Here is a 13,442-nt window from a genome sequence, read left to right as displayed (position 1 = left end):
CCGCTCTAAATCCTGAGCCCACCCCACACACTCCAGATCCGACAACCCACCCAACTCCACACCAAACGGCGCACCCACCAACACCCCAGGAGACGACGCACCAGCCTCAGAAACGGTGGTGGCGTGGTTGAGTGCGCGAGCGAGATGAAGGAGCTGATGAACATGATCACCCACTCGTCCGCCCTGCGCATCTGGTATCGATTGCTCCGACACCTTTGTCGTTTCATCCATACATATATTCTAATCCCGGGCACTGACAAACAACACCACCAACCCCAAATCTGTGCAACAACCACACATCCACAAGGGCTGTGGAGGAATCTACACTCAACACCACACCTGCACCTAGACGCCCAGTGAGTATCTGAATCCATGTACCCACCGAGTGTCTCAAGCCCTGTCCCGGTGAGCGCCTGAATCAATCTTGAGTGCTCGGCAACCGTCTTCGGGCAGAGCCACCCCCAGAACAAGCACGGCTTTCCCGTCACAAACCAGAACCGACCCAACACACCTAGGAGGTGTCCGACGTCGTGCGTCATGAGGGTAAAGGTGCCTTAGGCTTAAACCATGACTGAGACTTTGGCACCCTTGACAGGCCTGCGCTTCTCCAAAGGCCACGGCACCGGCAACGACTTTGTTTTGCTGGCCGATCCCGACGGCGATCGGACTCTGTCGCCGGAGCAGATCGCCGCACTGTGCGACCGCCGCCGCGGCCTGGGTGGGGACGGCCTCATCCGCGCCGTCCGCTCACGCCACGTGCCGGAAGGCGTGGAACTGCTCGTCGAGAACCCCACCGCCGAATGGTTCATGGACTACAACAACGGCGACGGCACCCGCTCGGAAATGTGCGGCAATGGTGTGCGCGTCTTCGTGCATTTCCTCATCAACGAAGGCCTCGTGACGCTCGCGCCAGGCGAGGAATTGACCATTGGCACGCGCGCCGGCGTCAAGATTGTCTCGCGCACGGACGACGGCTACCGCGTGGACATGGGCCCGTGGGACTTCATCCACCCTGAAGCGCGCGGCAAGGGGATGGACTCGCTCGTCGAGACGCTCGGTTTGCCGGACGAACGACCCGCCGTCTCCATCACGATGGGGAACCCGCACACAGTCGTCGCCCTGAGTGATCTTGATGAACTGGCTGCCGCCAACCTTCACGAGGCGCCCTCCGTCACGCCCGTTCCGCCGCACGGCACTAATGTGGAATTTGCCGTCCCGGCTCAGCCGCTGGTGACGGACGACGTCGGACACATCAGTATGCGTGTTCACGAACGTGGGGTGGGGGAGACTCTGTCGTGCGGAACCGGCGCCTGCGCTGCCGCTGCGGCAACCCGTTTCTGGGCTGGCAGCGACGCTCCCGACGTGTGGAGCGTGACAATCCCCGGTGGCGTGGTGGGCGTGCGATTCTTCCCGGGCGAGGACGGTCGCGAGCATGTTGAGCTCAGTGGCCCGGCCGTGATCGTCGCTGACGGCGTCCTAGCCTAGAAATAGAAGAAGCCGCAGGAACCTGATGGTTCCGGCGGCTTCTTCAGTTTTGCGGCTGTGGTTGCGTTTACGGCTGGGTACGCGTGACGCGGAGAATGCGGAACGCCTTGTTGGTCGAGTCGCGAACCACTTTGAAGCCTGCCTCGGGGAAACGCTCCTCCAGCTCAACCGTGAGCCAGCGCTGCAGCGAATCCGAACCAAGGTTCTTCTGCACTACCAAGTAGGCGTTGCCATTGTGGGCCAGGCGGGGCAGCCACATCAACAAGATGGCGTGCAGCTCGTCCTTGCCGACCCGAATGGGAGGGTTGGACCAGATTGTGCTGAAGCGGATCTCAGGATCCACGGCCTCTGGGGTTGAGGCGTGAACGTTAGCCAGCCCAAGTGCCTTCGCATTGTCCGTCGTGAGTTCGAGGGAACGCTCGTTGACATCCACGGCGTATACCGTGGCCTCGGGGGAGCGCAGCGCCAGTGTCAGGGCAATGGGGCCCCAGCCGCAGCCGATGTCGAGCAGATTGCCTTCGGTGGAGGGCGGCGGTGCCTCGGAAAGCAAGATCGTGGTGCCCTTGTCGACGCCGTCGGGGCTAAAGATGCCGCCAGCGGTCTGAAGTGAGCGTTTCTCACCGGCGAGAACGACGTTCAAAGGACGTCGTTTCATCGGTGTGGACGGCTGTGAACTGAAATAGTGGTCTGAACCCTGAGTACCCATAGTTATGCCAGATTAGTGGGGAAATGCCGTGTTGGGTATCTAGGCGCGCCTAAGAGTGCTTAGGAGGACACGGTGACTTTATCCACAACACCGTGGCGGTAAAGGTGTGCGTGAGGGTGGGGCGGACTAAGATTGAGGTAAAGCCCCTTTAAGGAGAATATGTCCCACGCATCTGCACACTCTCGTTCCGACGACAATGCGCTGCCCGAAACCGGCAAGCATGGAGTGAACGCCCACGGCTCAGCCGACGCCCTCGATTCCGGAGCAGACATGTCTGTTGCCGAGATTGAAGCCGTGATTGATCGTATCCTCGCCAAGGATGCCGCTGCCGGACGTGCCGTGCGCGAAGACGACGACGTGGAAGCTCAGGACCCTTATCAGGGTGTTCCCTCCACTCGCCCCTTGTCTGGCCAGGCCCAAGCTGTCTCGTCACTGCAATTCCAGCACAGCCGCTTTGACGGTGACCAGAGCGAATTGGCCGATCGTAACGCGCTGCGCCGCAAGGCGAGTCTGTCCACCGAGCTTGAAGACGTCACCGAAGTTGAATACCGGCAGTTGCGTCTGGAACGCGTGGTTCTGGCCGGATTGTGGTCCAAGGGAACCATGGCGGATGCCGAGAATTCCCTGCGAGAATTGGCTGCTTTGGCTGAAACGGCAGGCTCCGAGGTTCTCGACGGCCTAGTGCAGCGTCGTGCTAAGCCAGATCCGGCCACCTACCTAGGTACTGGTAAGGCCCAAGAACTGAAAGAAATCGTCCATGCCACGGGCGCCGACACCGTCATTATCGATGGTGACCTGGCCCCGTCGCAGCGCCGTACCTTGGAAGAAGTCGTCAAGGTCAAGGTCATTGACCGGACGGCCTTGATTCTGGACATTTTCGCCCAGCACGCCAAGTCCCGTGAGGGTCGCGCACAGGTTGAACTGGCACAAATGGAATACCTCCTTCCACGTCTGCGCGGCTGGGGTGAATCCATGTCCCGCCAGGCAGGTGGACGAGTTGGTGCCGCCGGTGGCGGTATTGGTTCCCGTGGTCCCGGTGAGACCAAGATGGAATTGGATCGTCGAAAGATCCGTACCCGTATGGCCAAGCTGCGGCGTGAAATCGCCGCCATGCAGCCAGCCCGGGAAACCAAGCGAGCCAACCGTAAGCGCAACAGCGTACCCTCGGTGGCCATCGCGGGTTACACGAACGCCGGTAAGTCTTCCCTGTTGAACCGTCTGACGGATGCCGGGGTCTTGGTTGAGAACGCCTTGTTCGCCACCCTTGATCCTACGGTCCGCAAGACCGAGACCGCGGATGGTCTGGGGTACACCCTTGTCGATACCGTGGGCTTTGTGCGCTCCTTGCCGACCCAGCTCGTTGAGGCCTTCCGTTCCACTCTGGAAGAGGTCGCCGACGCGGATTTGATTCTGCACATCGTGGATGCCTCTCACCCGGATCCGGAAGGGCAGATCGCGGCTGTCCGTACCGTCTTTGCCGAGGTGGACGCCTTGAAGATCCCCGAGATCATCATCTTGAACAAGGCCGACATTGCTGACCCCTTCGTCATCGAACGCCTGCGCCAGCATGAGCCACGCACGATTGTTGTCTCGGCTCGCACCGGTGCCGGCATCGAGGAGCTGCTGGAGGCCATCAGCGAGGCGATCCCGCACCCGAGCGTGACTCTGACGCTGCTGATTCCTTACGATCGCGGCGACGTCCTGAACAAGCTTCACCGCACAGATGCAGAGATCATCTCCGTTGAGCATGGCGAGCATGGCACCTTGGCGACGGTTCGCGTCCGTGAAGACCTTGCCGCCGAGGTTGAGCCCTTTGTCCAGCATGCCTGAGAGTGACTTTTCGCAACAAGCTCTAGCGCTTCTCGACAAAGCGGTTGAATCCATGGGCGGCCAGCGCCGTGATGGCCAGCATGAAATGGTGCGCCGTGTTGTGGCCGCCATTGAAAGCGGCGATCACCTTCTGGTTCAGGCGGGAACCGGCACGGGAAAGTCCCTGGCTTATCTGATCCCGCTGATCGTCAATGCGCTCACGAGTGAGAAGCCGGCCGTGATTGCCACGGCCACGCTCGCCCTGCAGGCGCAGATCGTGGGACGTGATGTTCCGCTTCTTCTGGCCGCTTTGGAGCCTATTCTGCCGCGAGCTATTGACGTGGCCTTGGTCAAGGGGCGTAGCAACTACGTCTGCAAGCAGAAACTTGGCGGAGGTTTCCCCTCTGAAGACACGGGCGAAGGCGCGCTCTTCACCCTCGGCGAAGATACCAGCGTTGCCCATCTACCGGGGGCAAGCTCCGGACCTACCTCGCAATTGGGGAAGGAAGTTGTTCGGCTGCGCGAATGGGCTCAGGACACCGAAACCGGTGACCGTGATGAGCTCGTGCCTGGTGTGACCGATAAGGCCTGGCGTCAGGTCTCTGTCACCTCCATGGAATGCTTGGGCGCTCAAAAGTGTCCCCTGGCGACTGAATGTTTTGCCGAATTGGCCCGTGCCCGCGGCGCCAACGCTGACATTGTAGTGACCAACCACGCCATGCTGGCGATCAGTGCCTTTGAAGGCATCGCCGTGCTACCCGAGTACGACGTCGTGGTGGTAGATGAGGCTCACGAACTGCAGGATCGAGTCACGGGTGCCGTGACAGGGCAGTTGTCCGTGCAAATGATTCAGGCCGCAGCCTCCAGCACCCGTAAGCACACAGCCGTTCCCGTGGAGACACTGCATGCCAGCGCTGCGGCTCTGGACCTGGCCCTAGCCGGTGTGCCCGAAGGCTTGTTGCCTAACGGGCTCAACGAGACGCAGAACCAGGCGATCGAGCAGGTGCGAGACGCTGTCCGTGTCGCACTGTCGGACTCTAAGCCGGACGGAAACGCGGCCGCCGACGGTGGGCGCTCCATCGCCCGTTCACGGCTCAACCTCATCTTTGACCTGTGTGAGCGCCTCCTGGTCGCCAACGACGCTCGCGAGGTGGTATGGGCCTCCCGTCCAGGCAACTTCATTCCTGGTCAGGGATATCAAAAAGCCGACGAGAGCGAACCGGCGGTCCTGAATATCGCGCCCCTGAGCGTGGCTATGAAATTGCGTGAGGGGCTCTTTACCGATCGCACCGTCGTGCTGACCTCGGCGACCTTGGCTATTGGTGAATCCTTCCAGGCCACGGCGGGCGGGCTGGGACTTCTTGGACCTAGTGCTCCCAGCTGGAGTGGGGCCGACGTCGGATCTCCCTTTGATTACCCTAAACAGGGCATGCTGTACGTAGCTGCCCACCTGAAAAAGCCTGGTTTTGGCATGTCGCCAGAACAACTGGATGAACTCAGCGACCTGATCACGGCTGCCGGCGGAGGAACGCTGGCCTTGTTTTCTTCACGGCGTGCCGCCGAGGATGCGGCCGAAAAGCTTCGGAAGAAACTCAAGGTCAAGATCCTGTGTCAGGGAGAGTCCTCCATGTCTGGGCTCATTAAACAATTCGCCGACGAACCCGACACCTGCCTCTTTGGCACCATGTCACTGTGGCAAGGCGTTGACGTGCAAGGCGCCTCGTGTCGCCTCGTGGTCATCGACAGGATCCCCTTCCCGCGACCTGATGATCCGCTCGTGACGGCCCGGGCACGTGCCGTCTCGCAAAGCGGTGGAGATGGCTTTATCGCCATCTCGGCCACCCATGCCGCGGTCAGGCTGGCTCAGGGTGTTGGTCGCTTGATTCGTTCAAGCCAGGACCGTGGTGTTGTAGCCGTGCTGGACTCACGTCTTGCCAACGCTAGCTACGGTGGCTTCCTGCGTGCAGCGCTGCCGCCGTTCTGGTCTACCAAGGACCGCTCGGTGGCGTTGTCGGCCCTGAAGCGACTCTCGGGAAAATAGCGTTAACAGCGCAAGGGAGGCGCCCATCCAACCCTGGATGGGCGCCTCCCTTGTCTTAACGTCGTCGTGCCATCAGAGGCTGCGACAGTAATTACAGGCTGCGAAGCACCGAGACAACCTTGCCCATGATGGTGGCATGGTCACCGAGGATGGGCTCGTAGCGGGTGTTCTGCGGCAAGAGCCAGGTGTGTCCATCGCGCTGACGGAAGGTCTTGACGGTGGCCTCATCTTCGAGCAGTGCCGCCACGATGTCGCCGTTGTTGGCGGTTTGCTGTTGCCGGACAACGACCCAGTCGCCGTCGCAGATAGCGGCATCGATCATGGAGTCACCATGAACCTTGAGCATAAACAGCTCGCCACTGCCAACAATCTGGCGGGGCAACGGCATGATGTCATCCACCGACTGATCGGCCAGAATCGGACCGCCCGCCGCAATGCGTCCCACGAGGGGAACAAATGCCGTGTCCGAGGAGCTGCTCAATTCGGCGAAATTCAGGCCGTTGGAACTGCGCAGGCTTGCAGGTGAGCTGACGCCCTCGATCTCGACGGCGCCGTTATCCAGCACGAGCGGGATCAGGACCTCCATGGCGCGGGGGCGCTTGGGGTCACGACGCAGGTAGCCATGACGTTCGAGCTGGGTCAGCTGGTGCGTGACGCTGGAGAGGCTCGCGAGACCCACAGCGTCGCCAATCTCACGCATCGAGGGCGGGTAGCCCTTGTCAGCGATCGAGCGCTGAATGCACTCAAGGATCTTTTTTTGCCGGACGGTCAACCCCTTCATGCCAGCGCGGCTGGGCGCCTGGGGGATGCGGTGCGGGGGTTCTGGAAGCGCCATGGTTCCTGGGTCCTTTCGTGGCTGCCCTGAACAATGTCAGTGCCTGCTGGTGGACTGCATCTAGCGGCCAATCCTTGTCTCACAAGTTTAAGCCACAAACTAGGCAATTTCAAACATTTGTTCTATCTACTCTTGGCAAGTGTCGTTAATAAGTGCTAAAACTGTACTAGTAGCAAGTTAGAACATACGTTCTATCGAAGATGTAAAGCGATGGATATTTGATCCAATGGATGTTCGAGTCCAGGGTCTTCTTCCACAGCGAAAGGACCAGAAGTCATGAATGCAATGGTTTTCTCCGCACCACCCCTGAATGCTCCCCGACTTACCCTGACCCGGCGCGGACGCCTCGTCTTCTTGGGTATCCCGGCGATTCTTACGGCAGCGATGATGCTTTTCGCCTTGTTGGCGATCGCACTTGGCTCCGTGGCAAGCCCCGCACAGGCCTCCGTGAACTATGCGGCGGTGGATATGGCTGACTATGCAGCCACGGTCACCGTTCTGCAGGGCGACAGCCTCTGGAGCATCGCTGCTGCCACAGATCCCACGCGTGATGTTCGAGACGTCGTGCTGGAAATTGTGGCCTTGAATGATCTCGGCAGTGGGGTCATCCAAGCCGGGCAGCGGCTTTTTGTCCCGCTACCGAAGTAACGAAGCGCCCCGCGAGCCAAATAAGCTAACTTGTCGTTCCGTCCCGCGGGGCGACAAGAACTCCGTCATCTCGTGTCACGCAACATGTCCGCATGGTGTCGCGAGTTCGGACATTCACGGGCAAAGAAATATGCTGGAACCATGGATCAGTTTGAACGCCTAAGCCAATTGCCCCTCCGCGACGATCTTCGCGGACAGCATCCCTATGGTGCGCCGCAATTGGATGTCCCGGTGTTGCTGAACGTGAATGAAAATACCTTCGGCGTCCCGGCGGATGCCAAGGAAGCAATTATCAGCGCGGTAGCCGCCGAGCTTGATGGGCTCAACCGCTACCCGGATCGTGAATTTACCGTCTTGCGTCAGGAACTGGCAGCCTATCTGGACCATGGCCTCACGGAAGATAATCTGTGGGCAGCCAACGGTTCCAACGAAGTCCTCCAGCAACTCTTGCAGGCATTCGGTGGGCCCGGTCGAAGCGTTTTGAGCTTCCCACCCACCTATTCGATGTACCCGCTCCTGGCCAGCGGCACCGGCTCGAGTTATATCGCAGGCCAACGCGCAGCAGACTTCAGCCTGAGTGCCGAGTCAGCCGCGGAACAGGTCCGCGAACACGCTCCGAACATTGTGTTGCTCTGCTCTCCCAATAACCCCACGGGAACAGCCCTTGGGCTCGACGTCGTCAAAGCTGTGTATGAGGCCGGTGAAGCATCGCAGGCCATCGTCATCGTCGATGAGGCCTACACCGAGTTCTCACATACTGGCACCCCCAGTGCCCTTGACCTTCTGCCCGGGCGTCCCCGCCTGGTTGTTTCGCGCACCATGAGCAAGGCCTTCGCCATGGCAGGTGCTCGCTTGGGATACATGGCCGCGGCTCCCGAAGTTGCCGACGCCCTGCGTTTGGTGCGTTTGCCTTACCACCTCTCGGCCATCACCCAGGCGGCAGCTGTTGCGGCATTACGTAACTCCACCTCCCTTCTGGCTAACGTCGAAGCGATTAAGGTCCAGCGCGACCGCATTGTGACGGAGTTGCTGGAGTTGGGTCTCACCCCCGCCCCATCGGACTCGAACTTTGTCTTCTTTGGTGGACTGGAGAACCCGAGCGAGGTCTGGGAAGCACTCCTGGCTCAGGGCGTCTTGATTCGCGATGTCGGCATTCCCGGACATCTGCGCGTCACGGCCGGAACCGAAGCCGAGACCAGCGCGTTTCTGACCGGACTCCGAGCCATCCTCGGCGCCTAACGGCACAAGGTGAGCTTCGCCGTCGTACGGTAACGGGGAGGAGAAGGCGGACTGGTTGGGCTTTGACGCGTCTTCTCTTCTAAACTGATACAAACACTTATTGATCGTCCCCATGCCCACCCCTGCCCTGTGCGGCGACAGGGTGGCGCGCACACATCAAAGGACTGCCACAATGACTCAGACCACCCCAGGCCAGGGACGGACGGCTCGCCTCGAGCGGGCCACGAGCGAATCTAGTGTCTTGGTTGAAATCAACCTCGACGGCACCGGTGTCTCGACCATTGACACCTCGGTTCCGTTCTACGACCACATGCTGACCGCGCTGTCGAAGCACTCCTTGATCGACATGAACATCAAGGCCACGGGAGACACCCACATCGACGCGCACCACACCGTCGAAGATGTTGCGATCTCCTTGGGCGAGGTTCTCAAGGAAGCCCTCGGCAACAAGGCCGGCATCCGTCGCTTCGGCGAAGCCACCGTGCCGTTGGATGAGGCATTGGCTAATGCTGTTGTCGATCTGTCCGGGCGTCCTTACCTGGTGCACGGCGGCGAGCCTGCCGGCCAGGAATATCACCTCATTGGCGGTCACTTCACGGGCTCGCTCACGCGCCACGTCTTCGAGGCCATCACCTTGCACGCACAGATCTGCCTCCACATGACCGTCATTGCCGGCCGGGATCCCCACCACATTGTCGAGGCTCAGTTCAAGGCCTTCGCCCGTGCACTGCGTTCGGCCGTTGAGCCGGATCCCCGCGTCAGCGGAATTCCGTCCACGAAGGGCCTACTGTGAGCGCCGACGCCGCTAAGAGTGAGATAAGCCAGCCGACCGTTACGGTCCTGGACTACGGGTCCGGAAACGTTCGTTCCGCCGTCCGCGCCCTAGAACGCGCCGGAGCTGTGGTGACGCTCAGTGCCAAGCCCGAGGACGTCCTGACGGCCGATGGGCTGGTCGTGCCCGGCGTTGGTGCCTTTGGCTCGGTCATGGCCGAGCTAAAGAACGTCGATGCCCTGCGCATGATTGGCCGCCGCGTTGCAGGCGGTCGCCCCGTTCTGGGTATCTGTGTCGGCATGCAGGTGCTCTTTGACGCTGGCGTCGAACACGGCGTGGAAGAGGAAGGCATGGGGGAGTGGCCCGGAACTGTCGAGCTGCTGCCCGCCGAGGTCGTCCCGCACATGGGATGGAACACCGTTAAGGCTGCCGAGGGCTCCATGCTCTTCGAGGGCGTCGAGGATGAGCGTTTCTACTTTGTGCACTCCTACGGCGTGCAGACCTGGGACTTCGAGGTCCTGCAGCCCAAGATGCGCCCGCCCCTTGTCACCTGGTCTGAGCATGGTGCGTCGTTCATCGCGGCCGTGGAAAACGGTCCGCTCTGTGCAACGCAATTCCACCCGGAAAAGTCCGGCGATGCCGGTGCGCGCATGCTGCGTAACTGGGTTCAATCGCTCAAGCCGTCGGCCCGCGCCTCAGAAAGTACCGTGGCTAACTAATGTGGTCGTTGCTTCTCATGGCCTTGGCAGGACTGCTCATTGGCGGCGCCTACACCTTCTTCCAGCAAAAGAGTGCCCGCTGGATTCCCATTAGTTTCGCCGTCTTGGCCATCATGTCCCTCGTGGCGGCCTATATGTTTACGCTTCAAAACTAAGAGACCTTCTCGCGGCCCCCGCCGCACCATCCATTTGCAGGACACACAACGTTGAGGATCCCATGACCACCCCCATTTTGGAATTGCTGCCCGCTGTTGACGTCGTGAACGGCCAAGCCGTTCGCCTCGTGCAGGGTGAGGCCGGCTCGGAAACCAGCTATGGCTCACCTCTCGAGGCAGCCATGAACTGGCAGAATGACGGCGCAGAGTGGGTTCACCTCGTGGATTTGGACGCCGCGTTTGGTCGGGGATCCAATGTGCACCTGCTCAGCGAAATGGTGCAGGCGCTGGACGTGAAGGTTGAGCTTTCCGGCGGCCTGCGCGACGACGCCACCCTCGAGGCGGCTCTCGAGCTCGGCGTGGGTCGGGTCAACCTGGGTACTGCCGCTTTGGAAAACCCGGAGTGGACCGCGAAGGTCATCGACCGCTTTGGTGACAAGATCGCCGTCGGCCTTGATGTTCGTGGCACCACCTTGGCAGGCCGTGGCTGGACCAAGGAAGGTGGCGACATCTGGGAAGTTTTGGCCCGCCTCGAGGACGCTGGCTGCGCCCGCTATGTCGTCACAGATGTCACGAAGGACGGCACCCTGCGCGGCCCGAACGTGGAATTGCTGCGCGAGATGTGTGCCCGCACCTCCAAGCCCGTCGTGGCATCGGGCGGTATCTCCAGCCTCGAGGACCTGCGCGTGCTGCGAGAATTGGTCGGCGAGGGTGTGGAAGGCGCGATTGTCGGCAAGGCACTTTACTCCGGCCAGTTCACGCTGCCGCAGGCCCTTGACGTTGCAGGCCGCCGCTAAATCATGACGCAGATGCCCAAAAAAGAGCTGCCCGGACACATCGCCGCCGCACTGGCCGGCGCTGGTGGAATCACCGACTCGGCCGGGCAGCCTTGGGCCGGTCGTGACCTGCCAGCGCAGGAAAAGTACCACAATTTTGATGCGGACGACGGCGCCATGGACGCTGGCTTTGCCGCCGCCTTGGCGTCGCTCGCCACCGGTGACGGAACAGAAGAAGCGGTCATAGCCGCCTTGGCTACGGCGCGCGTCTTCATTCCCATCGTGGCGCAGCTCGCGGAACAAACCGTCGGTGAGAATGGCCTGGTCTCCGACAAGGAGTCGGACATGGCGCTCGTTACACTGCAGGGTCCGGACGGCCGCCGAGCCTTGCCCGTCTTTTCCCATGCGGACGCCCTGGCCAAGTGGCATCCGGCAGCGCGCCCCGTCGCTGTATACGCCGCACGTGCCGCCCTGTCGGCGGTTGCCGAGGAGGCTCAGCTCTTGGTGGTTGACCCCGGATCCGATCGCCCCTTCGTGGTGCGTCGCCCGGCCATGTGGGCCCTGGCTCAGCAACAGCTTTGGCGACCCAGCTATAGCGATGTAGCGGTTGCGCAGGTCTTGCGCGAATCTGTGTCGGCGCTTGGTAACAGAGCCGTCGTCGACATTTCCGCTAGTGCGGGGCAGGGCATAGAATCCCTCTGGGACAGCAATGCTCCGACGGGCCAACAGCTCGTTCGCGGCGGCGGAACCGGACCAGAACTCTGTGTCACCATCACGTTATTACCCGGGCTCGACCAGTCGGCGGTCAATGACGTGCTGAACTCCTTGCAAACTTATTGGGCTGCGCAGGAAGCTTTTGCCTCTGCCGTTGATTCGATTCAGATTCGCCTACGCCACCCGCAACAGACCTAATCCGCAGCAAGATGCCCCGGGCTCTCTTGCCGGTAAATCCCAAGAGAGAGTCATAACAAGTGAATTTTGCTGCCTACCGCGAGATCCTCGCGGTTGGACCTGTACGACGACTACTGATTATCGCCATTCTGGCGCGTATTCCCCACGCAGCAGCAGGAGTCCTGCTGACCCTGCACGTCGTGGAGTCTATGCATCTGAGCTATGCCGCGGCAGGATCCATCGCGGCCGCCATCACCGTCGGCATGGCCATCGGTGCACCGTGGCGTGGACGCATGGTGGATGTTTACGGTCTTCGCAAGGCCTTGATCCCCTCCGTCATTGCCGAGGTGGTGGTGTGGGGCACCGCGCCCTTCCTGAATTTCCAGTTACTGATCGTGGCGGCCTTCATCGGCGGACTCTTCGCGGTCCCTATTTTCTCGGTGGTTCGCCAAGCCCTCGGCGTCATGGTGCCACAGGAACAGCGGCGCACAGCCTACGCCCTAGACTCCATGGGCGGGGAACTAACCTTCATGGTCGGACCGGCCGCCGGTGTCATGTTGGCTACCAACAACACGGTGATCGGCTTAATTATCATCGGCGTCAGCGCCTCCCTCGCCGGCATTTTCCTCATGTGGTTCAACCCTCCAACACGCACAGGTCACAAGGGCTCCTTCATCGATGTGAACGAGCCCGAGGTTCACCCTCTCGATCTCGTTGAGGATCAGCCAGCTCCGAATCTGGTGGGTAAGGGTAGGATGCAGAGCTGGTGGGAGACCACTCGGCATAATATCCGGTGGGTCAATATTGCGGTCCTAGCGATTCTGGCCACATCCCTTGGCGCCGGGTTGGTCCTCACGGGTGTCAATGTGGGCATGGTAGCGATGATGCAGCACAATGACACCTCGAGTGATCTCGGAATTGTTTTCCTCTTCTGGTGTGGCGCATCTATCGTTGGCGGCATTGTTTACGGTGCCCTCAAGCGCTCCGTGAACCCTTTATGGCTTCTGGGAGCCATGGCCTTGCTCATCATCCCTATGGGATTTGCCACAAACGCGTTGACCTTGGGTCTGCTGTCCATTCTTCCGGGATTGCTGTGCGTCCCTGTGCTCACCTCTAGTGCTGAGCACATTGCTGACCTTGTGACGGAGAAGCGTCGCGGTGAGGCCATGGGTTGGTACGGCTCATCCATGACGATTGGTAATGCCATGGGCGCCCCGTTCGCCGGCGCCATGATCGATAGCATCGGTCCCTGGGCCGGGTTCGCCATCGTTGGAGTGATCTGCACGGTTCTGGCTATCCTGGGCCTGCTGGCCATGGGGCTTTGGCGCCGCCGCAGTGCCCGAGGCCTCTAGCCCCTTAACAAACC

14 protein-coding genes are annotated in these 13,442 nt (G+C 60.8%); 11 read left to right on the top strand and 3 right to left on the bottom strand.

Annotation, left to right across the window (positions count from 1 at the left end):
* Positions 1-231 (bottom strand): hypothetical protein (locus CVS30_RS18175; RefSeq protein ID WP_220033938.1); only part of this gene is annotated, 231 nt, incomplete at its 3' end.
* Positions 232-567: 336 nt separating this feature from the next.
* Here CVS30_RS18175 and dapF point away from each other — a divergent pair.
* Complete coding sequence (gene dapF / locus CVS30_RS15925) at positions 568-1,485, top strand: diaminopimelate epimerase (protein ID WP_110486542.1); 918 nt, start codon at positions 568-570, stop codon at positions 1,483-1,485.
* Positions 1,486-1,552: 67 nt separating this feature from the next.
* On the opposite strand, the gene CVS30_RS15920 is transcribed toward dapF, so the two are convergent.
* A complete protein-coding gene (locus CVS30_RS15920; protein WP_110486541.1) occupies positions 1,553-2,191 on the bottom strand; it encodes a class I SAM-dependent methyltransferase in 639 nt (212 codons plus the stop codon).
* A gap of 159 nt (positions 2,192-2,350) precedes the next feature.
* Between CVS30_RS15920 and hflX the strand changes: the two genes are divergently transcribed.
* Complete coding sequence (hflX, locus tag CVS30_RS15915) at positions 2,351-4,021, top strand: GTPase HflX (RefSeq protein ID WP_370801160.1); 1,671 nt, start codon at positions 2,351-2,353, stop codon at positions 4,019-4,021.
* Entirely contained in the window at positions 4,014-6,041 is a 2,028-nt protein-coding gene (locus tag CVS30_RS15910) for an ATP-dependent DNA helicase (protein WP_110486540.1), read from the top strand. Before hflX ends, CVS30_RS15910 begins: the two co-directional genes overlap by 8 nt.
* 91 nt (positions 6,042-6,132) lie before the next feature.
* Here the strand turns inward: CVS30_RS15910 and lexA are convergent, their stop codons facing one another.
* The gene (gene lexA, locus CVS30_RS15905; protein WP_110486539.1) at positions 6,133-6,876 is read right to left on the bottom strand and encodes a transcriptional repressor LexA; all 744 of its coding nucleotides are present in this window, start codon (positions 6,874-6,876) and stop codon (positions 6,133-6,135) included.
* A gap of 276 nt (positions 6,877-7,152) precedes the next feature.
* On the opposite strand from lexA, the gene CVS30_RS15900 reads away from it, so the two are divergent.
* The 8 genes from CVS30_RS15900 to CVS30_RS15870 all read left to right on the top strand — a co-directional run bounded on the left by CVS30_RS15900 (position 7,153) and on the right by CVS30_RS15870 (position 13,428).
* Entirely contained in the window at positions 7,153-7,524 is a 372-nt protein-coding gene (locus CVS30_RS15900; RefSeq protein ID WP_110486538.1) for a LysM peptidoglycan-binding domain-containing protein, read from the top strand.
* A gap of 141 nt (positions 7,525-7,665) precedes the next feature.
* A complete protein-coding gene (locus CVS30_RS15895) occupies positions 7,666-8,763 on the top strand; it encodes a histidinol-phosphate transaminase (RefSeq protein ID WP_110486537.1) in 1,098 nt (365 codons plus the stop codon).
* A gap of 172 nt (positions 8,764-8,935) precedes the next feature.
* Positions 8,936-9,556: an imidazoleglycerol-phosphate dehydratase HisB gene (gene hisB / locus CVS30_RS15890; RefSeq protein ID WP_110486536.1), complete on the top strand. Its 621-nt coding sequence runs from the start codon at positions 8,936-8,938 to the stop codon at positions 9,554-9,556.
* The gene (gene hisH / locus CVS30_RS15885; RefSeq protein ID WP_110486535.1) at positions 9,553-10,254 is read left to right on the top strand and encodes an imidazole glycerol phosphate synthase subunit HisH; all 702 of its coding nucleotides are present in this window, start codon (positions 9,553-9,555) and stop codon (positions 10,252-10,254) included. The genes hisB and hisH overlap by 4 nt, the downstream gene beginning before the upstream one ends.
* Complete coding sequence (locus tag CVS30_RS18025) at positions 10,254-10,409, top strand: CG2302 family histidine operon protein (protein ID WP_181419826.1); 156 nt, start codon at positions 10,254-10,256, stop codon at positions 10,407-10,409. The genes hisH and CVS30_RS18025 overlap by 1 nt, the downstream gene beginning before the upstream one ends.
* A gap of 62 nt (positions 10,410-10,471) precedes the next feature.
* Positions 10,472-11,206: a bifunctional 1-(5-phosphoribosyl)-5-((5-phosphoribosylamino)methylideneamino)imidazole-4-carboxamide isomerase/phosphoribosylanthranilate isomerase PriA gene (priA, locus tag CVS30_RS15880; RefSeq protein ID WP_110486534.1), complete on the top strand. Its 735-nt coding sequence runs from the start codon at positions 10,472-10,474 to the stop codon at positions 11,204-11,206.
* Positions 11,207-11,218: 12 nt separating this feature from the next.
* Positions 11,219-12,097 carry an SseB family protein gene (locus tag CVS30_RS15875; protein WP_306418788.1) on the top strand — a complete coding sequence of 293 codons (879 nt, stop codon included), beginning with the start codon at positions 11,219-11,221 and terminating at the stop codon, positions 12,095-12,097.
* Positions 12,098-12,156: 59 nt separating this feature from the next.
* Positions 12,157-13,428 (top strand): MFS transporter, encoded by a 1,272-nt coding sequence (locus tag CVS30_RS15870; RefSeq protein WP_110486532.1) that lies wholly within the window; start codon positions 12,157-12,159, stop codon positions 13,426-13,428.
* Positions 13,429-13,442: the final 14 nt, after the last annotated feature.

Source organism: Arthrobacter psychrolactophilus (assembly GCF_003219795.1).
Lineage (GTDB): Bacteria > Actinomycetota > Actinomycetes > Actinomycetales > Micrococcaceae > Specibacter > Specibacter psychrolactophilus.
The sequence above is the reverse complement of the archived record's forward strand: the minus strand, read 5'-3'. Positions and strand labels throughout refer to the sequence as shown.